The sequence below is a fragment of the Halomonas sp. 3H genome, assembly GCF_024206005.1.
Taxonomy (GTDB): Bacteria; Pseudomonadota; Gammaproteobacteria; order Pseudomonadales; family Halomonadaceae; genus Halomonas; species Halomonas campaniensis.
In genome coordinates, this window is sequence record NZ_CP100360.1 from 1,418,078 (window position 1) to 1,440,471 (window position 22,394).

Consider the following 22,394-nt stretch of genomic DNA (forward strand, 5'->3'; position numbering starts at 1 on the left):
CACCCTAGAACATGGAGGCCCGCCCCCTGGCGGGGCACAAGGAGGCGCATCATGAAACTCAAGACCCTGGCGGCCAGCATGGCGCTGATCTTCTCCGGCATGACCGTCCAGGCCCACGCCATGGGGCTGGAAGATGAGTCGTTGTCGACCGATTTTTCCTCATCTCCCTCGATGACACAGTCCAGTGACACCCTGCTGCTGGCGGCCGCCGACGGCGGCGCCGAAGGGGGTGGTACCGCCGGGAGTGCCGATGGCGGTGATGCCGACGGCGGCGCCGAAGATGGTGATACCGCCGGGAGTGCCGATGGCGCTGACGCCGATGGGGACGCCGATGGGGACGCCGATGGGGACGCCGTCGGTGATGCCGAGGGCGGTGTCGAGGGTGACGCCGACAGCGGTGTCGATGGCGAGGCCGATGCTGATATGGACGCCGCCGCCGAGTCGGGCCTGGAGGCCGATGCCGATATGGACGCCGCCGCCGAGTCGGGCCTGGAGGCCGATACCGGTATGGACGCCGACGCCGAGTCGGGCCTGGAGGCCGATGCCGACGTTGATTCTGGCCTGGAGGCCGAAACCGACACCGAGTCAGGTCTCGAAGCAGAGACCCAGGTGGACGCCGAGGCGGGGGTCGAGGCCGATACCGAGGTCGACGAGGAGGGCAAGACCAAGGCCCCGGGCCTGGATCGTGCCACGGAGCGTGCCGCGGAGCCGGCCAAGGGTCGACTCGAGGCGGTCAAGGACCGACTGCGGGGCATGATCGGCGGTGACGACGACACCGATGAGGCCAACTGAGGCCTGATGCTCCCATTGCCGGGCAGGAGGCCCGGAGACTAACCCTCAAGCGCGCCGGGGCAGGATGCCCCGGCGCTTGCGTGGGATCAGGTCCGGCCCGCGGCCAGGCGCTGCTGCTGCCAGGCGAAGTAGAGGAACAGGGCCCCCATCACCAGATAGCCCACCACATAGTCCGGGGCGGCGTTGAGGGCGAGCGCCGGGGCATGCATCAGGCCCACGAAGGAGAAGCCCGCGGCCACCGCGGCGAAGGCGGCGGCGCGGCGGAACTGGTGGTCGATCACTGAGACCGTCATGGCGCCGATCAGGATCGCCATGAACATGGCGCCCTGGCCCAGCGGCACGATCCCGGTGGAAATGCCGGTCACCGTCTCCTCGGCGGCGCGTCCGAAGCGGGTCATCACGTAGTTGGCGAAGTAGGGCAGCATGGCGAGCGCGACCGCCGGGTAGTAGCGGGTGTCGTTGCTCTGGAAGGCGGTGGCGATCATCGACATGCCGACGAACACCAGGATCGGCGCCACCACCGAGACCGGGATGATGGCGGCGAGTGCCGCGATCAGGCCGAACATGGTGGCCAGTCCGTAGACCGCGCCGTTGAGCAGGCTGTAGCCGCGCCCGGCGCCCATCCACTTGGCGCCCACGGTGGCGATGTAGACGGTGGTGGGGAAGACCCCGCCGAACAGGGCGCCGATCATGGTGCCGGCGCCGTCCACCGCCTGGCACTCGCGGACGTCGTACTTGTCGCCGGCGGCCTCCATGGCCTCGACGTTGTTCATGGTCTCGATGGCGTTGTAGAGGGTGATCGGCAGCACCACGGTGAGCACCGCCAGCATGCCGGTGAAGAGCAGCCCCAGCCCCTCGAGCCAGGCCAGGTTGGGCAGCAGCGGGTAGAAGCCCAGGTGGGTGAAGGCGTCGCTGAAGCGCTCGCTGCCGGCATCCCCGATCAGGTAAGCCATGGCGGTCCCTACCACGATGGCGAACAGCGAGGTGGGCAGCCGGAAGGGCATGGCCACCCGGGCGACCAGGCCGACGATGATGATCGCCAGCACCAGCAGGCCGATCACCGGCATCTCCAGGGTCTTGAACAGCATCTCGCCGGCGATGAAGGTCAGCGCCACGCCGGCGACCGCCCCCAGCATCGCCGCCCGGGGCAGGTGATGCTGGACCCAGCGGCCGATCAGGCTGATCAGTGCCTCGATGGCGCCGCTGATGAAGCAGGCGGCCACCGCCACCTTCCAGGCCAGTTCGGCATCGCCGGTGAGCTGCTTGGCGGGTAGCAGCACCCCGAACAGGAAGACGAACATCACCGGCGTGGAGATGCCGTAGGAGAGGGCGGTGACGTCGGCCCGGTTCTCCTTCCTGGCCAGGCGCGCCGCGCTCCAGGCGTAGTAGAAGTTGCCCACCATCACGGCCACCGCGGCGCCGGGCAGCACCTGGCCGAAGACGATCGACGCCGGGAAGCCCATGCCGAGCATGGTGATGGCGATGATCACGAAGTTGGCGATGTTGTTCTGGAACAGGGCGAAGAAGGCGTCGGTATCCTCCTTCTTGTACCAGGGATAGTGCACGGGTGAGCTGCCGGGGGTAGCCGCCATGGGGAGCCTCTTGCTGTTGGGTGGTTGTGTAAAAGGCAGGCGTCAGTCTCTATGCGACCTGACTGACTGGTCAAGGCCGGCGCTGCCGGGGGCGCCCTGGTCCCCGGTGCTGCGAAAAACAGGGGGGGAGTCTACCCGAAACGCAAACGCCCGGGCAGGGCCCGGGCGTCGGCATGGCTGGCGGTGCAATGATCAGTTGACGGCGGCGACGGCCTTGGCCAGGTAGGGCAGGTTCTCGTGGGAGAAGCCGGCTACGTTGGCGCGGCCGGTGCGCACCATGTAGATGCCGAACTCGTCGCGCAGTCGATCGACCTGCTCGGGCGTCAGGCCGGTGTAGCTGAACATGCCGCGCTGCTCGGCGATGTGCGCATACTTCTGGTCCAGGCCATAGGGCTTCAGGGCCTCGACGAAGTCGCGACGCAGGGTGTTGATGCGGTCGCGCATCTCGGTGAGCTCCTCGCGCCAGATGGCGGCGAGCTCCGCGGAGTGCAGGATCTCGCTGACAATGGCGCCGCCGTGGGCCGGCGGGTTGGAGTAGTTCTCGCGGGCCACGATGGCGATCTGCGAGCGGACGTTCTCCATCTGCTCGGCGTTCTTCGCCACCATGATCAGGGCGCCGGTACGCTCGCAGTAGATGCCGAAGTTCTTGGAGCAGGAGCTGGTGATGATCACCTCGTCGAGCTGCTCTGCCAGCAGGCGCACGGCGAAGGCGTCTTCCTCCAGGCCCTCGCCGAAGCCCTGATAGGCGAAGTCGACCAGTGGCAGCAGGCTGCGCTCGCGCAGCACCTCGAGCACGGTCTGCCACTGCTCCCGGGAGAGGTCGAAGCCGGTGGGGTTGTGGCAGCAGGCGTGCAGCACCACCACATCGCCCTCGGGAATCTGCTTCAGGGCGGCGAGCATGCCGTCGAAGTCGAGGCGGTTGTCGGCGTCCACGTAGGGGTACTTGTGCAGCGCGATGCCGGCGGCGGTGAAGATGCCGTGATGGTTCGGCCAGGTGGGGTCGGAGACCCAGATGCCCTTGCCGGGCAGCTCCTTGGCGATGAAGTCGGCCGCCAGGCGCAGGGCGCCGGTGCCACCGGGAGACTGGGTAGCGCTGGCGCGGTTCGCCTCGAGCACCGGGGAGCCCTCGCCCAGCACCATGGGCAGCACCACCTCGCCGTACTCGGGCGCCCCGTGGGAGCCGATGTAGGTCTTGGTGGTCTCGTTCTTGAGCAGCAGGGCCTCGGCTTGCTTGACCGCGCGCATCACCGGGGTGTTGCCCTGGGCATCCTTGTAGACGCCGACGCCGAGATCGACCTTCTGGGGATTGGTGTCCTTCTTGAAGGCCTCGATCAGACCGAGGATGGCATCCCCGGGGACCCGCTCAATGTGTTCGAACATTTAATTCGCTACCTCGTCGGTTCTGGCGGCAAGAATGAAGTCGTTCCTGTGCAGGCCCCGTATCTTGTGTGACCACCAGGTCACGGTGACCTTGCCCCATTCGGTCAGCAGGGCCGGGTGATGACCCGCCGCCTCGGCGATCTCGCCGACGCGGTTGGTGAAGGCCAGCGCCTGCTTGAAGTCGGGGAAGGTGAAGGCCCGCTCCAGCTGCATGATGCCATCGCGCTCGACGATCTGCCACTGGGGGATCTCCGGCTTGAACAGCGCGATCTCGGCGTCGCTGACGGTGGGGGCGCCCTTGCGGCACGCCTCGCAGGGCTGCTGGGACAGCTGGCTCATGGTCTGGCTCCCTGGGTGATGGCATGGCCCTGTCAAGGTCGTGCAGCCTGCCCCGGGCGTCAAGCACCGGCGGCGCTGACGGGATTGAGCCGCCGGGGGTGTCACGTTATCTTGACACTTCCGTCATGCCGGCGTGACACCCCATTTACGGCGTGGCCCCTTGATCCCCGAGAGGAGCGTTCTTGCCATGCGCCTGAGGTTTCACTGCCAGAATCGGGTGGGCATCCTGCGCGATATCGTGGCCCATTTTGCCGACTATGGCCTCAACGTGGCCCGTGGCGAGGTGGGGGGCGAGCAGGGCAACGCCATCTACCTGCATGTGCCCCACCTGCTCAATGCACAGCTGGTGACCCTCAAACCCGAGCTGGAGGCGGTGCCCGGGGTGTTCGCGGTGCGCCGGGTCGGCCTGATGCCCAGCGAGCGGCGCCATCTGGAGCTCGATGCGCTGCTCTCTTCGCTCACCGACCCGGTGATGTCCATCGACATGGAGGGACAGGTGGTGGCCGCCAATCGCGCCGCCGGCCAGCTGCTCGGCGTGCGCATCGACGAGGTGCCGGGGCTCTCCCTGGACCGCTACCTGCCCGACCTGGACCTGCCCGAGCTGGTCCGACGCAACAACGCCCGGGTCAACGGCCTGCGTGTCACCCTGCGGGAGACCACCTTCCTGGCCGACATCGCGCCGCTGCACCGGGAGCACCTCGATGACGTGGCGTCGCTGGCCGGCGCCGTGGTGACCCTGCACCGCGCCGAGCGCATCGGCGAGCGCATCTATCAGGTGCAGCGCCAGGAGCTGCGCGGGTTCGAGGCGATCTTCCAGGCCAGCCCGCGCCTGGAGGCGCTGACCCGGGAGGCCAGGCGCATGGCGCCGCTGGATGCGCCGCTGCTGATCCAGGGCGAGACTGGCACGGGCAAGGAGCTGCTGGCGCGGGCCTGCCACCTGGCGAGTCCGCGGGGGCAGGCCCCCTTCATGGCCCTCAACTGTGCCGGGCTGCCGGAATCCATGGCCGAGACCGAGCTGTTCGGCTACGCGCCCGGGGCCTTCGAGGGGGCCCGCCCCGAGGGCAAGCTCGGCCTGCTGGAGCTGACCGCCGGGGGCACCATCTTCCTCGACGAGGTGGGCGAGATGAGCCCGCGGTTGCAGGTCAAGCTGCTGCGCTTCCTGCAGGATGGCGGCTTCCGGCGGGTGGGCAGCGACGAGGAGACATGGCTCGACGTGCGCGTGATCTGCGCGACCCAGCAGGACCTGCCGCGGCTGTGTGCCGAGGGGCGCTTCCGCCAGGATCTCTTCCATCGCCTCAACGTTCTCTCCCTGACGGTGCCGCCGCTGCGGGATTGCCGCGACGGCATCCCCGCCCTGGCCGCGCACTTCGTCGACCGTGCGGCTCGCCAGATCGGCTGCGAGCTGCCGACGCTCTCGGGCGCGGCCCTGGCTCGACTGGGCGCCTACCCCTGGCCGGGCAATGTCCGCCAGCTGGAGAACGTGCTCTTCCAGGCCGTCTCGCTGTGCGAAGGCGGGGTCATCGAACCCGGGCACCTGCGCCTGCCCGATGCCGGTGAGGCCGCGTGCCTGGCCGGCCTCCCCCTCGAGGGGTCGCTGGCCGAGATCCTCGGCGAGGTGGAGCGGCGGGTGCTCGAGTCGCTCTATCCCCAGCACCCCTCGAGTCGCCAGCTCGCCCGGCGACTGGGGGTCTCCCATACCACCATTGCCAACAAGCTGAGGCGCCACGGGGTCGGCGGGGAGGGAGCGTGAAGCAGCGCCTGTCCCGGGAAGGCCTGACATCCGCGGCCCTGCCGCTCTGGCTCAAGCTTGCCTTCACCGGCTGGATCGTCGCCTGGGCGCCCACCTTCTGGCTCCTGCTGGGGCCCCAGAACTACTTCTGGCTGTGCAACCTGGCCAACTTCCTGCTGCTGGTCGGCCTGTGGCGGGAGAGCCGCCTGCTGCTCTCCATGCAGTGGCTGGCGGTGGCCGTGGTCGGGACGCTGTGGGCGCTGGACGTGGGCACGGCGGCCCTGACCGGCTGGCACCCCATCGGTGGCACCGAGTACATGTTCGATGCGGGCCAGCCGCTGCTGACCCGGTTGCTGTCCCTCTATCACCTGATCCTGCCACCGGTGGCGGGGCTTGCGGTGTGGCGGCTGGGCTATGACCGGCGGGCGCTGGCCTGCCAGGCCGGGCTGACCTGGCTGGTGGTGCCGGCGAGCTTCCTGTTGACCGACCCCGAGCGCAACATCAATTGGGTGCAGGGCCCCTTCGGCAGCGAGCCACAGACGCTGCTGGACCCGCTGCTCTACCTGGTCGCGCTGATGGGCCTCTGGCCCGTGCTGCTCTACCTGCCGGTGCACCTGCTGATGCGCCGGCTGCAGCGCCGGGGCCTACTGCGTTGACGAGTTCGCGCCATGCGCTGCCAGCCACTCGCGGACCTCGGCATAGGGGTAGCCCTCTAAGGCCGCGAAGCCCGGCAGCTGCCGCGCCTTGAGGCGGGTGAACAGCGGCGTGGTGATGCCGCACAGGAAGCGGGCCAGCAGGTCCGGGGTCTCGGGGTGTCCCTCGCCCTGGGTGGCCAGGCGTGTCCTGAGGTCGCCGACCAGTTCGTCCGGGTGGCGGTCTTCCAGCGAGGGCAGGGCCGGCCCCGACGGCAGCCTTGCGGGCTGGCCGCGACAGGCGGAACAGTGCCCGCACTGCTCGGGGGCTCGGTCGTCGCCGAACCATTCGGCCAGGCGGCGACTCAGGCAGCGGTCACTCTCGAAGAGCTCGAGCATGGCGTGCAGCCGGGCGATCTCCGCCGCCTCCTTGTCGCGAAAATAGCCGTGGAGCTCGTCGGTCAGCGCCTCGGGGTCGAAGTCGGCCGACACGACCTCGTAGACCTCGGTGAGCTGCCGACTCTGCAGCTCCATCCAGCCCTTGTCGACGAAGTAGTCCAGGGCGGTGATCACCCTGCTGCGGGAGGTATCGAGGCCCCGCTCCCGGCCCAGGGCCTCCAGCGCGGCGAAATCCAGCTCGTGCCAGGTGCGAGCCCGGGTGGCGGCGTCGAGGATGGCCTGGACGAAGGCCTGGCGCTCGCCCTGGAAGCGGGCCACCAGGGCCTCCGGCTCCTCGAGGAGCTTGAAGCGGTAGTCGGCGAAGTAGGCGTGGCGAGGCTGGATGATGCCGCGCAGCTCCAACTGCACCAGCAGGGTCTTGAGCGGCAGGGGCCGGATGTTGGCGTGCTGGGAGAGCGGCGTGAGCAGCAGCTCCCAGCGCGACCCGGCGTCGCGCAGCTCGTCGATCACCCGGCGGATGCCGTGGCGCTCCGGGGTGTCGCCGTAGACGAAGGTCTCCAGTACGCCGAGGGTGTCGCGCCCGGCCAGCATCAGGCACTCCGAGGTCTGTCCGTCGCGGCCCGCCCGGCCGATCTCCTGGCTGTAGTTCTCGATGGACTTGGGCAGGTCGAAGTGCACCACGGCGCGGATGTCGGCCTTGTCGATGCCCATGCCGAAGGCGATGGTGGCGACGATGCAGGAGGTCTCACCGGCCATGAAGTCGCGCTGGATCGCCTCGCGCCTGCCGGCCTCGAGCCCGGCGTGGTAGGCCGTGGCGCTGATGCCGGCCTTGCCAAGGTAGGCGGCCAGTCGCTCGGCCGTCTGCTGCAGGGTGACGTAGACGATGGTGGGGGAGGGCGCGTCCGCCTGGCGCGGCTTGAGCCAGGCGGCCAGGGCGCGGGGGCGGGCATCGGCGGCCACCGGCGCCACCGTCAGGTCGAGGTTCTCCCGGTAGAAGCCGGTGGCGGTGACATCGGAGGCCGAGATCCCGAAGCGGCGGCGCATGTCGTCGATCACCCGCGGCGTGGCCGTGGCGGTGAGCAGCAGCACCTGGGGGATGCCGAACTCGCGCTGGTAGTCGGGGAGCTTCAGGTAGTCCGGGCGGAAGTTGTGGCCCCATTCCGAGATGCAGTGGGCCTCGTCCACCACCATCAGCGAGATCGGCACGCGGCGGATGAAGGCGCGGAAGCGCTCGTTCTTCAGGCGCTCGACCGAGATCATCAGGATGCGGATCTCGCCGCGCTCGACGCCGGCCATGACCGCCGCGGCCTCCTCGCGTCCTTGGCCGGAGTCGATTCTGGCAGCGCGGATGCCGTGACGCTCGAGGAAGGCGAGCTGGTCCTGCATCAGCGCCAGCAGCGGCGAGATCACCAGCGTCAGGTGGGGCAGGTGCAGGGCGGGAAGCTGGTAGCAGAGCGACTTGCCCGAGCCGGTGGGGAAGATGGCCGCCGCCGAGCGGCCGGCCACCACGGCCTCGATCACGGGGCGCTGGCCGGGGCGGAAATCGGGGTAGCCGAAGACCTGCTGGAGGGTCTGCTGGATCATGGCGTGGCGCTCCCTGCCGGGTTGGGGTACTGGTTGGCTGTCCAGTGTAGCCGCCCGGCGGCCCCCTGTCCCGTGGGTTGGCGCGTCGTCAGAACGCCTGGCTACACTTCAGGCAGATCACCGGCGCCCGCCGGTGCCATCGGGAGGGGCTGCCATGTCGCTGGTCCAGCATGCCGTGGAGGTGTCTACCGCCGGTGTCCTTCTGGAGGGCGACCTGCTGCTCCCCGAGAGCGCTGCGGGTATCGTGGTGTTTGCCCATGGCAGCGGCAGCAGCCGGTTCAGCGTACGCAACCGTCGGGTGGCCTTACACTTCGCCCAGCAGGGGCTGGCCACCCTGTTGTTCGACCTGTTGACGGCGGAGGAGAGCCTGATCGACGAGCAGACCCGTGCCCTGCGCTTCGATATCCCGTTGATCGGATCCCGCATGACCGGGGCCGTGGACTGGGTGGCGGAGCAGCCACTCACCCGTGGCCTGCCCATCGGACTGTTCGGCGCCAGCACCGGCGCGGCGGCGGCGCTGGTCGCGGCGGCCCGCCGGCCGGAGCGCGTCGGGGCGGTGGTCTCACGGGGTGGGCGGCCGGATCTGGCCGATGAGTCCCTGCCCGCGGTGCGAGCGCCGACCCTGCTGCTGGTAGGCGGCCGGGATGGCCAGGTGATCGCACTGAACGAGGCGGCCATGGCGCGCATGAGCTGCGCCTGCGAACTGCTGATCGTGCCCGGTGCCACCCACCTCTTCGAGGAGCCCGGCACCCTGGAGACGGTGGAGGCGAAGGCGGCGAGATGGTTCCTCCGGCATCTGGCCGGCCGCCCCGACACCGCCTAGTTGACGGCGACGACCCGATTCCTGCCGCCACGTTTGGCGGCGTAGAGATGGTGGTCGGCACGGGCGATCAGGGCGTCGCGACTGTCGCCGATTCGGTGTTCGGCGATGCCGATGCTGACCGTCACCGGCGTCCCCTCGAGCCCGAAATCGTGCTGGGCGATGCGCCGACGAAGCCGCTCGGCGAGGCCATGGCAGCGCGACTGCGGCGTCAGCGGCAGCAGCAGGGCAAACTCCTCGCCGCCGAGCCGCGCCACCAGGTCCTCCTCGCGCAGTGCCTGGCGGCAGATCTCCGCCAGGGACTTGAGCACCTCGTCGCCCTGCAGGTGCCCATGGGTGTCGTTGATCCGCTTGAAGTGGTCGATGTCGAGCATCATCAGCGACAACGGCGTGCCGTGACGGTTGCTCAGCGAGATCTCCTCGTCGAGCCGGTCCATCAGCTTGCGCCGGTTGGCGCTGCCGGTCAGGTCATCGGTGTCGGAGAGCCGGCGCAGGCGAGCCTCCTCGGCGACCTGCTCGGAGACATCGAGCAGCATGCCGTGCCAGAGCACGCCGGTCGCGACCGGGCCGGGCTGGGCCCGCATGGCGATCCAGCTCACGCCATGTCCCTTGACGCGCAGCCGGAACTTGGTGGCGATGGGGGTCATGCCGTTGACGGAACGCTCGATGGCCGCCATCAGCCGGGGGAAGTCGGCGTCGTCGAGGCGTTCGAGGGCGGGCCTGGCATCCTCGGCGAGCCGCTCCGGGGAGATGCCGATCAGGCGGAGTCCGCTGCCGGCCAGATAGGGGAAGTGCAGGTGGCCGTCATGACGACGGTGCAACTGGAAGATCACGCCGGGCAGGCGGTCGGCCAGTTCGCCGGGTATGCCGGCGGCTGCCATTCCCCCACCCGGCATGACATGTCGTGACGTCATGCGGGTGTCCTATGTTCCCTGCTGCGTACAGGTCTGTTCTCGTTATTCGCCCCCGCCATGGCTGGTCGGGGGTCGCTGGGTTTCTGCCCTTATTAAGCGCTTTATGATACGCCGTCTGACCCGTCAGTCATATCCTTCCAGCGGTGTAGGACATCGCCAACAAGGGCGGCTGTTGACTGGTTTTGGTCGCTCATTGCACCAACGTCTGAAATCGGGATGTAGGAGGGATGCTTTGCATCGCGATCGAAGGCCGTAGGCCTTCCAGGCGAAAGCCACCCTGTGCCAGCGGGCGTCGACGTTCTCGAGCCAGGCCATCAGGGTGGGGTCGTAGTCGGGGCCGACCGGGGTTGTGTCCAGCGCCAGTCCTCCCCTCGGTTGGGGGATCAGCGCGGGGCGTCGTAGCGTCCCCGGCGGCCGCGGGAGAAGACCACCTGCCAGAGCTGGAGGTCCCGTGAGCGGAAGGCGCCGGCGCAGACAGACAGGTAGTAGCGGAACATCCGCCGGGTGCGCTCGTTGTAGTTCGCCGCCACCTCGTTCCAGCGGGCGTCGAAGTTCTCGAGCCAGGCCATCAGGGTGGGGTCGTAGTCGGGGCCGAGGTTCTGCCAGTCCTCCATCAGCAGGTAGTCCTCGCTGGCCCTTGCGATGTGCATGGCCGAGGGCAGCACCCCGTTGGGGAAGATGTACTTGTTCACCCAGGGGTCGGCGCTGATCTCCGAGCTGTTGGAGCCGATGGTATGCAGCAGGAAGAGCCCCGTCTCGTCGAGGAGCCGCTCGACGGTCTGGAAGTAGGTGACGTAGTTGCGGTGCCCCACATGCTCGAACATGCCGATGGAGACCACGCGGTCGTAGTGGCCTTCCAGGTCGCGGTAGTCCTGCAGCCGGATCTCCACGGGCAGCCCGTGGCAGCGCTGCCGGGCGAGTTCCGCCTGTTCCCGGGAGATGGTGATGCCGGTCACCTCGACGCCGTGATGGCGGGCGGCATGCTCGGCGAAGCTTCCCCAGCCGCAGCCGATATCCAGCACCCGCATGCCGGGGCTGAGCTGGAGCTTGCGGCAGGCGAGCTCCAGCTTGGCCAGCTGCGCCTGGTGGAGCGTCTCGGCCTGCTTCCAGTAGCCGCAGGAGTAGCACATGGTGGGGTCGAGCATCCGCTCGAAGAGGTCGTTGCCGAGGTCATAGTGGGCCTCGCCGACGATGTAGGCGCGCGCCTTGCTCTGCAGGTTGAAGAAGCCGGACTGCAGGCGATACTTCAGCCGCTCGGTGGTTGTGTGGGCACGCTCGCCGAGGCCGTGGCGCAGCAGCCGGCAGGCCATCTCGTCGATCCGCTCGCACTCCCACCAGCCATCCATATAGGCCTCGCCCAGGCCGAGCGTGCCCTGGCGCAGCACCCGCGAGAAGAACTCCGGGTGGTAGATCCGCAGGTCCTGGGGGGCGTCACCGTTGAGGGCGACACCGGAACCCTCGAGCAGCTGCTGGATGACGTGGCGGGCGCGGGTGTCGGGCAGGGCGATGGGGCCGATGCGGGTGTCACTGGTCATGGAGTCCTCCTGGTCCAGCAGGTCTGTCGCGTCTTCTGCGGCTGGCACCGTCGCCGGAGGGTACGCTCGGTGCCCCTGCGCGGTTAACCTTGAGCATAGACCAGCCAAAAAGACGGGGAGAAATGCCTCCCCCTGTCGTCACCTGCCATTCGGCAAAGGAGTCAACGCCATGCACGTCATCATCGATCTCTGCGTCGTCCCGCTGGGCGTGGGCGTCTCGGTCTCGCCGCAGATCGCCGCCTGTCAGGAGGTGATCCGGGCCTCGGGGCTCGAGCACCGCATGCACGCCTACGGCACCAACCTCGAGGGGCCCTGGGACGAGGTGATGGCGGTGGTCAAGCGCTGTCATGAGGTGGTGCACGAGATGGGGGCGCCTCGCATCACCACCACGATCAAGCTCGGCACCCGCACCGACCGGGAGCAGCACATGGATGACAAGGTGGCCAGCGTGGAGGCGCTGCTGGGCGGAGAGTCCTCCTAGGGTGCTCCGGCGCCGCATGACGAGGCGATCCTGTGTCAGGCTTTCGTGACGGGGTGTCAGGATTTCTTGCCACTTCCGTGGCGACATCGCGGAGCCGGAGAGGGGGTGTAAGGAAAACGTTACGCCAGGATGGGAAGGCGCTCGGGGGCAGCGGACCCGGGTGGCCCTGAGGGCGGTTCCGGAGGCGGTCGCGGGGCCCTAGGCTGAGGACAGTTGCAACAGGCGACGACACGTCCACAACAACAACCCCTGGAGACCCGACATGAATGCTCCCGCACACCAGCCTCGCACCTCCCTGGGGCCGGCCAACCCCATCGGAACCGATGGCTTCGAGTTCGTCGAGTACACCGCGCCGACCGCCGAAGGCATCGAGGCCCTGCGGCGCCTCTTCCGCCAGATGGGCTTCACCGAGACCCGCCGGCACCGCTCCAAGCAGGTCTTCCTGTTCCAGCAGGAAGGCGTCAACTTCGTGCTCAACGCCGAACCGGGCAGCCACGCCGCCGAGTTCGGTCGCGTGCACGGCCCCAGCGCCTGTGCCATGGCCTGGCGGGTAGCCGATGCCCGGCAGGCCTTCGAGCATGCGGTCGCCAATGGCGCCGAGCCGGTGGAGAACCCGGTGGGTCCCGGTGAGGTGGGAATCCCGGCGGTCAAGGGGATCGGTGGCTCGCTGCTCTACTTCGTCGACAACCGGGTCGATGATCAGGGTCGCACGATCTACGACATCGACTTCGTGGCCCACGAGGGGTGCACGCCGCAGGACAACAGCGTTGGCCTGACGGTGCTCGACCACCTCACCCACAACGTCGACCGCGGCCAGATGGACGTATGGGCCGATTTTTACACCCGTATCGCCAACTTCCGCGAGAACCGCTACTTCGATATCGAGGGCAAGATGACCGGGCTGCACTCCCGGGCGATGACGGCGCCCTGTGGCAAGATGCACATCCCGATCAACGAGTCCGCGGACGACACCTCCCAGATCGCCGAATTCCTGCGCGAGTACAACGGGGAGGGGATTCAGCACCTCGCCATGGCCACCGATGACATCTACGCCACGGTCCGTGCCCTCAAGGCCAACGGGGTTGCCTTCCTGACCACGCCGGACACCTACTACGAGAAGGTCGACCAGCGGGTGCCGAACCACCAGGAGAGGCTGGAGGACCTGCGCGAGTTGAGCCTGCTGGTGGACGGCGGGCCCGACGAGGGGGTGCTGCTGCAGATCTTCACCGAGACGGTGATCGGGCCGATCTTCTTCGAGATCATCCAGCGCAAGGGCAATGACGGCTTCGGCGAGGGGAATTTCAAGGCCCTGTTCGAATCCATCGAGGAGGACCAGATACGCCGCGGCGTGCTCAAGGCCGACTGATCAACAGGCATCCCGGGAGCCCGCGAGGGCCTCCCGGGATGCCCTGCGATACCGGACAGACACAACAATAATCCCTTGCCTGACTGCCAAGTCGCCACAGGATCCGTCAGAATTGGCGGCTTTCACCGCCGTAACCTCGTGTCGGCGACGGCAAGGCATCCCTGATCCCTCTGGTGTGAAATGACAACGAACACACAATCCCGTACCCAGTGGCTGGGCCGCTGGGGCTTCGTGCTGGCGGCCACCGGTTCCGCGGTGGGGCTCGGCAATATCTGGAAGTTTCCCTACATGACCGGCGAGTACGGTGGCGGTGCCTTCGTGCTGGTCTACCTGGCCTGCATCCTCGCGGTCGGGGTCCCGGTGATGATGACCGAGATCGCCTTCGGCAGGCGCGGACGCGGCAGCCCCATCGATGCGGTGCGCCGGGTGGTGACCGAGTCGGGCCGCACCTCGGCCTGGTCGCTGCTGGGCTGGATGGCCATGCTGTGCGGCTTCATGATCCTCTCCTTCTACGTGGTGGTGGCCGGCTGGTCCTTCTCCTACCTGTGGAAGATGCTCACCGGCGGCCTGGCCGGCAGCGGGGTGGACGACATGGTGGCGATCTTCGTCGCCAACAACGAGAACCCCTGGAACCTCGGCTTCTGGAGCACCCTGGTGACCCTGGCCACCATGTTCATCGTCGGCCGGGGGGTACAGGCCGGCATCGAGAAGAGCGTCAGCTGGATGATGCCCGGCATGGTGGTGATGCTGCTGGTGCTGATCGTCTACGGCGTCTTCTCCGGCGGCTTCGGCGAGGCGCTGCGCTTCCTGTTCGTCTTCGATGCCGGCAGCCTCTCCAGCGACGGCATGCTGGCGGCGCTGGGGCACGCCTTCTTCACCCTGTCGCTGGCCTCCGGTGCCATCCTCACCTACGGCAGCTACCTGCCGGCCAGGGCCTCTATCGCCCGCACCACCCTGAGCGTGGCGCTGGCCGACACCCTGGTGGCGCTGATGGCCGGCCTGGCGATCTTCCCGGTGATCTTCGCCAACGGCATGGACCCGGGCGAGGGGCCGGGGCTGATCTTCATGAGCCTGCCGCTGGCCTTCCAGGCGATGCCGCTGGGGACCCTGTTCGGCATTCTGTTCTTCGTGATGCTCTCCATGGCAGCGCTGACCTCGTCGATCTCCATGGTCGAGGCGACCGTCTCCTGGCTCTGCGACAGCAAGGGGTTCACGCGCCGTACCGCGGCCTGGGGAACCGGTATCGTGCTGTGGCTTATCAGCACCCTGGCCATGCTCTCCTTCAACCTGGGCGCCGACTGGACACTGGCCGGCAAGCATGCCTTCGACTGGCTGGACTATCTGACCTCACGCTGGATGATGCCGCTGGGCGGCCTGGGCATGGCGCTGCTGGCCGGCTTCGTGGTCAGAAGCGAGATCTTCCGCGAGGAGCTCGGCCTGTCACCGGCCTGGTATTCGCTCTGGCTGTTGATGGTGCGCTATGTCAGCCCGCTGGGGATCCTGGTGGTGTTCATCGACGCGCTGGGCATCGCCCGGGTCGAGTTCGCCCTGCACTGGCCCTGGCTGCTGGGCGCTCTGGTGGTGCTGACCCTGGTGGGGGAGATGGCCAGCCCGCGCCTGAGGCGCCCTCGCCACGGCTGATCGACGCGTCGCCATGTCCTCGACTCGCCCCCGCCACCGGGGGCGAGCTCGTTCAGGGTGTTCGTTATATCCTTGTGCCCAGCGGCGAGTGGAAAACGCGCCTCTCTTAAATTACCTTGGCGAATAACGGGAAAGTAATTTTTGAGGTTAAAGGAATATGCAGCGCGATTCGCAGCGACACCCGGGCCGGGGCGAGACGCCCGGCGATCTGCCGCCGGGGACGGCCATGCCTCCCGGCCGGGTCAGCCTGGTGGGGGCCGGTCCCGGCGACCCGGAGCTGCTGACCCTCAAGGCGCTGCGTCGCCTGCAGGCGGCCGAGGTGATCCTGCATGACCGCCTGGTGAGCCAGGAGGTGCTGGCCCTGGCCAACCCCGATGCCTGGCGACTCTATGTCGGCAAGGCGCGTTCCGACCACAGCCTGCCCCAGCAGGACATCAACCGGGCCCTGGTCGACTGGGCCCGCGCGGGCAAGCGGGTGGTGCGCCTCAAGGGCGGCGATCCCTTCATCTTCGGCCGGGGCGGCGAGGAGCTCGAGACCCTGGCCGAGGCGGGGGTCGACTTCGAGGTGATCCCCGGCATCACCGCGGCCTCGGGGTGTGCGGCCTATGCCGGCATCCCCCTGACCCATCGTGACCACGCCCAGTCCGTGCGCTTCATCACCGGCCACCTCAAGAACGGCAGCGCCGACCTGGACTGGCCCGCCCTGGCGAGCCCCGGCCAGACGCTGGTCTTCTACATGGGGCTGCACGGGCTGCCGGAGATCTGTCGCCAGCTGGTCGCCCAGGGTCTCGCGCCCGACACCCCGGTGGCCCTGATCGAGCAGGGCAGTACGGCCCGCCAGCGCGTGCATCGCGGCACCCTGGCCGGGATGCCGGCGGCGCTGCGCGGCGAATCCCTGAAGCCGCCCACCCTGATCATCGTCGGCGGGGTGGTGGTCCTCCATGATCGCCTCGCCTGGTTCGATGCCGAACGTGCCATGGCCGAGGGCTGGGACACCGGGCGGGGCGGCTGAGGGCGGGTGCCGACACCTTGGGGGACGTGCGATACTGGGGCTTTCGTCATCGAGTCCACCCCATGCCGTCCCGACCCGCCGACCCCATCGCCGAGGTCAGGCGGCTGCGCCGCCCCCGGGCGCGCCGCCACTGGCTGACCCGCAGCTTCCGCCTCCAGGTGATGCTGCTGGTGGGCGTGCTGCTGGCCGCCATGCTGCTGGCCCAGGGGGCCTACCTCAACCACCGCAAGGCCGAGATCATCGCCGACCAGATGGGTGAGCGTGCCCTGGCGGTGGCGAAGTCCGTGGCGGTGATTCCCGAACTGATCGCGGCCTTCGCCGACCAGGACCCTGCGGCCACCATCCAGCCCATCGCCGAGCGCATCCGTCGCCAGACCGGGGCGCGCTACGTGGTGGTGGGCAATACCGACGGCATCCGCTACTCCCACCCGCTGCCCGAGCGCCTCGGCCTGCCCATGGTCGGCGGTGACAACGACCGGGCCCTGCTGCACGGGGAGTCCTACGTCTCCGAGGCCGAGGGCTCGCTGGGCGAGGCGGTGCGCGGCAAGACGCCGGTGGTCGACGCCGAGGGCAGGATCATCGGCATCGTCTCGGTGGGCTTCATGCTCGACCGGGTCGCCCTGGACGTGGGCCGCCATACCAGCCTCGGCTGGTGGCTCGTGGCGGCGATGATCCTGCTGGGCTTCGCCGGCGCCTATGGCCTGTCCCGCCACCTCAAGCGGGTGATCCTGGGGCTGGAGCCCCACGAGATTGCCCGCCTGGCCATGGAGAAGGAGGCCATCCTGCAGTCGATCCACGAGGGCATCCTGGCGGTGAACCGGGAGGGGGCGATCACCCTGGTCAACCAGCAGGCGCGGCGCTTCCTCGACCTGCCGTCCGAGCGCGAGGTGCTGGGGAACCCGATCCACGAGGTGGTCCCCAACTCGCGACTGCTCGAGGTGCTGGAGCGCGGCGAGCAGCAGTTCGACCAGCAGATGTGGCTGGGTGACCATCCGGTGGTGGTCAACCGGGTGCCGGTGATGCACGGCGGTGAGGTGGAGGGGGCGGTGGCCACCTTCCGCAGCCGACGCGAGATCGTCGACCTCTCCAATGCGCTCAGCGCCGCCAGTCGCGACGTGGACATGCTGCGCGCCCAGGCCCACGAGTTCTCCAACAAGCTCTATACCATCTCGGGCCTGCTGCAGCTCGGCCGCGTGGCCGATGCGCTGGCGCTGATCCATCAGGAGAGCGAGCGGGCCCAGGCGCAGATGAGCTTCCTGATGGGCCACGTGGCGGATCCGGTGATCAGCGGTACCCTGCTCGGCAAGCTGACCCGCGCCCGCGAGCTCGGCGTGCGGCTGGAGATCGACGACCAGAGCTCGCTTTCCACCCCGCTCACCGCCACCGGCCAGGAGGTGCTGATGACGGTGATCGGCAACCTGCTCGACAACGCCTGCCACGCCGCCCTTCAGGAGCGCCGCGACGACGGGGAGGGGGCGAGGGTACGGCTCTTCTTCACCGACCTCGGCGAGCAGCTGCTGATCGAGGTGGAGGACAACGGCTCCGGGGTGGCCGCCGAGCACGTCGAGGCGATCTTCACCGAGGGCTTCTCGACCAAGCCCGGCAAGCATCGCGGCATCGGCCTGGCGCTGGTGGCGCGGCTCTGCCGGGCGCATGGCGGCGCGATCACCCTGGAGGAGAGCGAGCTGGGCGGCGCCTGCTTCACGGTGGTGCTCGACCGGTCGCTGTGCCGCCCCCCGCTGCCCAGTGAGCCCTGAGCGGGCCACGGGCATGCCGACACGACAATCACGACACCAGGGGAGAGCCGATGCGACACGACGGCCATGACGCCGGAGACCCATCCCCCGCGGAGTACGGGGTCCTGATCATCGAGGACGACTTCCGCATCGCCGAGATCCACCGTGCCTTCATCGAGCATAGCGAGGGCTTCCGGGTGGTGGGCATGGCGCGCTCCGCCGCCGAGGCCCGGGCGCTGCTGGCCCGGGATGCCGAACGCATCCAGCTGGTGCTGCTCGATGCCTACCTGCCGGACGTCGAGGGGCTGGAGCTTTTGTGGATGCTGCGCCGCGACCACCTGCACATGGACGTGGTGATGGTCACGGCGGCCCGGGAGGTGGATACCATCAGCGAGGCGCTGCGCGGCGGCGTCTTCGACTACCTGATCAAGCCCACCGAGGCCTCGCGCATGGCCCAGATGCTGGCGCGCTTCCGCCGCGAGCGCACGGCCCTGGCGGCCCAGGGGGAGATGAGCCAGGAGGAGCTGGACCGCGCCCTGGCCCGGCTGCGGCCGGAGGCCAGGCCGGCCGCGGACTCCCGCAGCCTGCCCAAGGGCATCGACCGGCTGACCCTGGAGGCGGTGGTCGCGGCCATCGAGACCGCCGGGGCCGCGCTCTCCGCCATGCAGGTGGCCCGCCACATCGGTGCCAGCCGCTCCACGGCCCGTCGCTACCTGGAGTTCCTGGTCTCGGTGCAGGTGGCCTCCGCCGAGCTGGGCTATGGTGACGTGGGGCGGCCGGAGCGTCGCTACCGGCTGACCGGCGACGCGGGGCCCTGGCGGGGAGAGGGCGGGGCGTGAACAGAATGAACACAATGACCAGAACGACCTTTTTATCGTTTATGGTCATAAACTTGTGGTGACCGTTCGGCTCTTCTAACGTTCCTGACGCATGCCGGTGCCCCGACGCATCGAGCCGAGACAACAACAGTGAATCGTCCGGAGAACGCCATGACCGTCAAGACCACACGCCTTGCCGCCCTCGTCCTGCCCATCGCCGCCCTGGCCGGCCTGAGTGGCGCCGTCCAGGCCGAGGAGTGGACCCCGACCCGCAACATCGAGTTCATCGCCCCGGCCAACCCCGGCGGCGGCTGGGATACCCTGGTGCGCACTACCTCGCGGGTGATCCAGGAGGAGGGGCTCGCCGAGCGCAGTTTTGCCGCCATCAACGTGCCGGGCGGCGGCGGTGCGGTGGCCTGGGCCCAGATCGCCCGCGACAGCGGCAACCCGCACAAGCTCTTCGCCACCAGCCCGCCGATCATCCTGGTGCCGCTGGCCGGCACCTCGCGCTACGACCACACCGACTTCACTCCGATCGCGCGCCTGATCACCGACTACTCCATCGTGCTGGTGCCGGCCGACTCCGAGTACCAGGACCTCAACGACCTGTTCGCCGCCCTCGAGGCGGACCCGGGCCTGAGCGTCGGCGGCGGCAGTGCCCCGGGCTCCATGGACCATATCTCCATCGCCGGCCTGGCCTCGGCCGCCGGGCTGAACGCCGCCGAGGTGAACTACATTCCCTTCTCCGGGGGCGGCGAGGCCATGACCAGCCTGATGGGCGGCCACGTCGAGGCGGTGATCACCGGAGCGGGCGAGGCGGCCGGCCAGCTCGGCGAGGGCAGCCAGCTGCGCGCCCTGGGGGTCTCGTCGCCGGAGCGAATGGGCGGCCCGCTGGCCGAGGTGCCCACCTATCAGGAGCAGGGCATCGACTACACCTTCGACATCTGGCGCGGCGTGATGGGCACCCCCGACATGCCCGCCGAGGCCGTGGCCTACTACGAGGAGCTGTTCGCACGGATGCTCGAGACCGACGGCTGGCAGCAGGCCCGTGACCAGCTCGGCTGGCTCGACGCCTACCAGGACAGCGAGGCCTTCGGTGACTTCCTCGACGCCCAGCAAGCGCAGTTCAGCGGCGTGCTCGGCGAGCTCGGCCTGCTCGGCGACTGAGCCTTCCTGACCCCGCGATCCCTGCCCGCCCCGTCTCCCCGGGGCGGGCCACCCGACCTCAGCCACTTGGTCCCCCGTTCCGCCTCGGGCGGGGGCCGGGAACGATTCCCATGACACGACTCAATTCCAACCAGATCCTGGCGCTGCTCCTGGCGCTGGTGGCACTGGGCTACCTGGCCATGGCCTGGCAGATCCCGGCCTTCCCGCTGCCGCGCCCCATCGACTCCGACCTCTTTCCCAAGGTGCTCGGCTTCACCCTGCTGGGGCTGTCGCTGCTGCTGTTCCTCGAACGCCCCCAGGCCCAGGACGCACCGCCGGCGCCCGATCCCGAGGAACAGGCCCGGCCGCTGCTGCTGCGCCCCTGGTCCCGGGTGGTGGTCACCGCCCTGGCGATCGCCGCCTATGCGCTGCTGCTGGTGCCGGTGGGCTTCGTGCTGGCCTCCACCCTGCTGGGTGTCGGCCTGACCGCCTACTACGGCTATCGCCGCCACGGGGTCAACCTGGCCGCCATCCTCGGGGTGGTGCTGGCCCTCTACCTGACCATGACCCGGGTCATGGACGTCTACCTGCCCACCGGCGTGCTGCCGTTCTGACCGGCTGGAGAGAGTGATCCCATGGAAGCCCTGAACAACCTGATGTACGGCTTCGGCATCGCGCTGGAGCCCATGAATATCGCCTACGTCTTCTTCGGCGTCTTCGCCGGCACCATCATCGGCATGCTCCCCGGCCTGGGGCCGATCAGCGCGCTGGCGCTGATGATCCCCATCACCTTCGCCATGGAGCCCTCGTCGGGCCTGATCCTGATGGCGGGGGTCTACTACGGCGCGATCTTCGGTGGCTCCACCTCATCGATCCTGCTCAACGCGCCGGGCGTAGCGGGCACCGTGGCCACCTCCTTCGACGGCTATCCCATGGCCAAGCAGGGCATGGCCGGCAAGGCGCTGGCCATCGCCGCCTATGCCTCCTTCATCGGTGGCACCATCTCCATCGTCTTCCTGATGCTGGTGGCCCCGCTGCTGTCGAAGGTGGCGGTCAGCTTCGGTCCGGCCGAGTACTTCGCTCTCATGGTGCTGGGCCTGACCGCGGTGGTCTCGCTCTCCGACAAGTCGCTGGTCAAGGGGCTGATCGCCGCGGTGGTTGGGGTGATGATCTCGATCATGGGCATCGACCTGCAGACCGGCACCGAGCGCTACACCTTCGGCTCGGCCCACCTGCTCGACGGCATCGACTTCCTGGTGGTGGCGCTGGGCATCTTCGCGCTGGCCGAGGTGTTCGTCATGCTGCTGCGCGGCGGCGGGGGCAAGGAGCAGCCACGCAACGCCATCGGCTCGCTCAGGCTGACACGGGGCGAGGTAAAGGAGATCGCCGGGCCCATCGGCAGAAGCTCGGTGCTGGGCTTCTTCACCGGGGTACTGCCCGGGGCCGGCGCGACGATCGGCTCCTTCCTCGGCTACAGCATGGAGAAGCGCCTGGCGAAGGATGGCGACAGCTTCGGCAAGGGCAACATCAAGGGCGTGGCGGCGCCGGAGTCCGCCAACAACGCCGCCTGCACCGGCTCCTTCGTGCCGCTGCTGACCCTGGGCGTGCCCGGGTCGGGCACCACGGCGGTGCTGCTCGGCGCGCTGCTGGTGATGGGGGTCACCCCCGGGCCGATGATGCTCGAGCAGCGCCCGGACGTCTTCTGGGGGGTGATCGCCAGCATGTACATCGGCAACATCTTTCTGCTGGTGCTCAACCTGCCGCTGATCCCGCTGATCGCCAGGATCCTCGACCTGCCACGCCCGCTGCTGCTCTCGCTGATCCTGATCTTCTGCATGATCGGCGTCTACGGCATGAGCTTCAGCGTCTTCGACCTGCTGCTGCTGCTTGGCTTCGGCCTGCTGGGCCTGGGCATGCGGCTGTTCGGCTTTCCAGCCGCGCCGCTGATCCTGGCGCTGATCCTCGGCAACATCATGGAGGAGTCCATGCGCCGCGCCCTGCAGATCTCCGGCGGCGACTGGATGATCTTCGTCGAGAAGCCGATCTCTCTGGTGCTGCTGGTCATCGCGCTGCTCTCCCTGGCGCTGCCGCTGGCCAGGAAGGCCCTGCAGCGCGCCCTGGCCTGAGCCTTCGCCTGCCGTGACCCCCGACAGGGGCGCCGATACCCTCGGCGCCCCTGTTGCGTTGTGGGTCGGGGAGGGCGCCTCGAGCGCCGGGGGCCGGTTGCATCGCCCCGGACCGGGGCGCGCACCGCGGGAGTGCAGCGGGGCGGGCGGCGCGGCAGGCGCGGTGCACGGGACGGCCGATCCCCGGGGTCTCCTGCACCGGACGGGTGCAGACCGGGGCCAGCGAGCCGCCGGTCCTGTCAAGCAACCTGCTGTTATATCGAGTCTTTCGTGGGAATGTCGCCTGATGGCGCAGCCCTTGCTTTGTCTTGTTGCCACACAACAACGACCCCCTCGGGGAGCAAGGAGATTC

General features: G+C 68.7%; 19 protein-coding genes. 13 read left to right on the forward strand and 6 right to left on the reverse strand.

Translation table 11 applies throughout. The features are described 5' to 3' along the window. The first annotated feature begins 51 nt into the window (after nucleotides 1–51). Entirely contained in the window at nucleotides 52–792 is a 741-nt protein-coding gene (locus NFC98_RS06665; RefSeq protein ID WP_254277323.1) for an MSCRAMM family adhesin SdrC, read from the forward strand. Nucleotides 793–878: 86 nt separating this feature from the next. On the opposite strand, the gene NFC98_RS06670 is transcribed toward NFC98_RS06665, so the two are convergent. From NFC98_RS06670 to NFC98_RS06680, 3 genes are all read right to left on the reverse strand, one after another. Then, nucleotides 879–2,384 (reverse strand): NCS2 family permease, encoded by a 1,506-nt coding sequence (locus NFC98_RS06670; protein WP_254277324.1) that lies wholly within the window; start codon nucleotides 2,382–2,384, stop codon nucleotides 879–881. A gap of 192 nt (nucleotides 2,385–2,576) precedes the next feature. Next, a complete protein-coding gene (locus NFC98_RS06675) occupies nucleotides 2,577–3,764 on the reverse strand; it encodes an amino acid aminotransferase (protein WP_254277325.1) in 1,188 nt (395 codons plus the stop codon). Then, nucleotides 3,765–4,103 (reverse strand): 4a-hydroxytetrahydrobiopterin dehydratase, encoded by a 339-nt coding sequence (locus NFC98_RS06680; RefSeq protein ID WP_254277326.1) that lies wholly within the window; start codon nucleotides 4,101–4,103, stop codon nucleotides 3,765–3,767. It abuts the gene before it with no gap. A 187-nt stretch (nucleotides 4,104–4,290) separates the two neighbouring features. Between NFC98_RS06680 and NFC98_RS06685 the strand changes: the two genes are divergently transcribed. Then, complete coding sequence (locus NFC98_RS06685; RefSeq protein WP_254277327.1) at nucleotides 4,291–5,853, forward strand: sigma-54-dependent transcriptional regulator; 1,563 nt, start codon at nucleotides 4,291–4,293, stop codon at nucleotides 5,851–5,853. Next, entirely contained in the window at nucleotides 5,850–6,488 is a 639-nt protein-coding gene (locus NFC98_RS06690) for a hypothetical protein (protein ID WP_254277328.1), read from the forward strand. The genes NFC98_RS06685 and NFC98_RS06690 overlap by 4 nt, the downstream gene beginning before the upstream one ends. Here the strand turns inward: NFC98_RS06690 and NFC98_RS06695 are convergent. After that, complete coding sequence (locus NFC98_RS06695) at nucleotides 6,477–8,447, reverse strand: ATP-dependent DNA helicase RecQ (protein WP_254277329.1); 1,971 nt, start codon at nucleotides 8,445–8,447, stop codon at nucleotides 6,477–6,479. The genes NFC98_RS06690 and NFC98_RS06695 overlap by 12 nt on opposite strands. Nucleotides 8,448–8,601: 154 nt before the next feature. Between NFC98_RS06695 and NFC98_RS06700 the strand changes: the two genes are divergently transcribed. Continuing rightward, nucleotides 8,602–9,270: a dienelactone hydrolase family protein gene (locus tag NFC98_RS06700; RefSeq protein ID WP_254277330.1), complete on the forward strand. Its 669-nt coding sequence runs from the start codon at nucleotides 8,602–8,604 to the stop codon at nucleotides 9,268–9,270. Here the strand turns inward: NFC98_RS06700 and NFC98_RS06705 are convergent. Both NFC98_RS06705 and cfa read right to left on the reverse strand, forming a co-directional pair. Then, nucleotides 9,267–10,181 (reverse strand): sensor domain-containing diguanylate cyclase, encoded by a 915-nt coding sequence (locus NFC98_RS06705; RefSeq protein WP_254277331.1) that lies wholly within the window; start codon nucleotides 10,179–10,181, stop codon nucleotides 9,267–9,269. The two genes, NFC98_RS06700 and NFC98_RS06705, sit on opposite strands and share 4 nt — an antisense overlap. 383 nt (nucleotides 10,182–10,564) lie before the next feature. Beyond that, nucleotides 10,565–11,716 carry a cyclopropane fatty acyl phospholipid synthase gene (cfa, locus tag NFC98_RS06710; RefSeq protein ID WP_254277332.1) on the reverse strand — a complete coding sequence of 384 codons (1,152 nt, stop codon included), beginning with the start codon at nucleotides 11,714–11,716 and terminating at the stop codon, nucleotides 10,565–10,567. Nucleotides 11,717–11,885: 169 nt separating this feature from the next. Between cfa and NFC98_RS06715 the strand changes: the two genes are divergently transcribed. The 9 genes from NFC98_RS06715 (at nucleotide 11,886) to NFC98_RS06755 (ending at nucleotide 22,042) form a co-directional block, all read left to right on the forward strand. Then, nucleotides 11,886–12,197, forward strand: coding sequence for an MTH1187 family thiamine-binding protein (locus NFC98_RS06715; RefSeq protein ID WP_183331428.1), 312 nt, complete (start codon nucleotides 11,886–11,888; stop codon nucleotides 12,195–12,197). Nucleotides 12,198–12,459: 262 nt separating this feature from the next. Continuing rightward, complete coding sequence (hppD, locus tag NFC98_RS06720) at nucleotides 12,460–13,563, forward strand: 4-hydroxyphenylpyruvate dioxygenase (protein ID WP_254277333.1); 1,104 nt, start codon at nucleotides 12,460–12,462, stop codon at nucleotides 13,561–13,563. 180 nt (nucleotides 13,564–13,743) lie between these two features. Next, nucleotides 13,744–15,204 carry a sodium-dependent transporter gene (locus NFC98_RS06725; protein ID WP_254277334.1) on the forward strand — a complete coding sequence of 487 codons (1,461 nt, stop codon included), beginning with the start codon at nucleotides 13,744–13,746 and terminating at the stop codon, nucleotides 15,202–15,204. A gap of 226 nt (nucleotides 15,205–15,430) precedes the next feature. Continuing rightward, nucleotides 15,431–16,216, forward strand: coding sequence for a uroporphyrinogen-III C-methyltransferase (cobA, locus tag NFC98_RS06730; protein ID WP_254277797.1), 786 nt, complete (start codon nucleotides 15,431–15,433; stop codon nucleotides 16,214–16,216). Nucleotides 16,217–16,278: 62 nt separating this feature from the next. Further along, nucleotides 16,279–17,973, forward strand: coding sequence for a sensor histidine kinase (locus tag NFC98_RS06735; protein ID WP_254277335.1), 1,695 nt, complete (start codon nucleotides 16,279–16,281; stop codon nucleotides 17,971–17,973). A 50-nt stretch (nucleotides 17,974–18,023) separates the two neighbouring features. Next, nucleotides 18,024–18,791 carry a response regulator gene (locus NFC98_RS06740; protein ID WP_254277336.1) on the forward strand — a complete coding sequence of 256 codons (768 nt, stop codon included), beginning with the start codon at nucleotides 18,024–18,026 and terminating at the stop codon, nucleotides 18,789–18,791. Nucleotides 18,792–18,941: 150 nt separating this feature from the next. Next, nucleotides 18,942–19,937 carry a tripartite tricarboxylate transporter substrate binding protein gene (locus NFC98_RS06745; RefSeq protein WP_254277337.1) on the forward strand — a complete coding sequence of 332 codons (996 nt, stop codon included), beginning with the start codon at nucleotides 18,942–18,944 and terminating at the stop codon, nucleotides 19,935–19,937. Nucleotides 19,938–20,047: 110 nt separating this feature from the next. Then, nucleotides 20,048–20,530 carry a tripartite tricarboxylate transporter TctB family protein gene (locus NFC98_RS06750; RefSeq protein ID WP_183331414.1) on the forward strand — a complete coding sequence of 161 codons (483 nt, stop codon included), beginning with the start codon at nucleotides 20,048–20,050 and terminating at the stop codon, nucleotides 20,528–20,530. Nucleotides 20,531–20,551: 21 nt separating this feature from the next. Further along, nucleotides 20,552–22,042, forward strand: a complete 1,491-nt coding sequence (locus NFC98_RS06755; RefSeq protein WP_254277338.1) for a tripartite tricarboxylate transporter permease — start codon at nucleotides 20,552–20,554, stop codon at nucleotides 22,040–22,042. The last annotated feature ends 352 nt before the right edge of the window (nucleotides 22,043–22,394 follow it).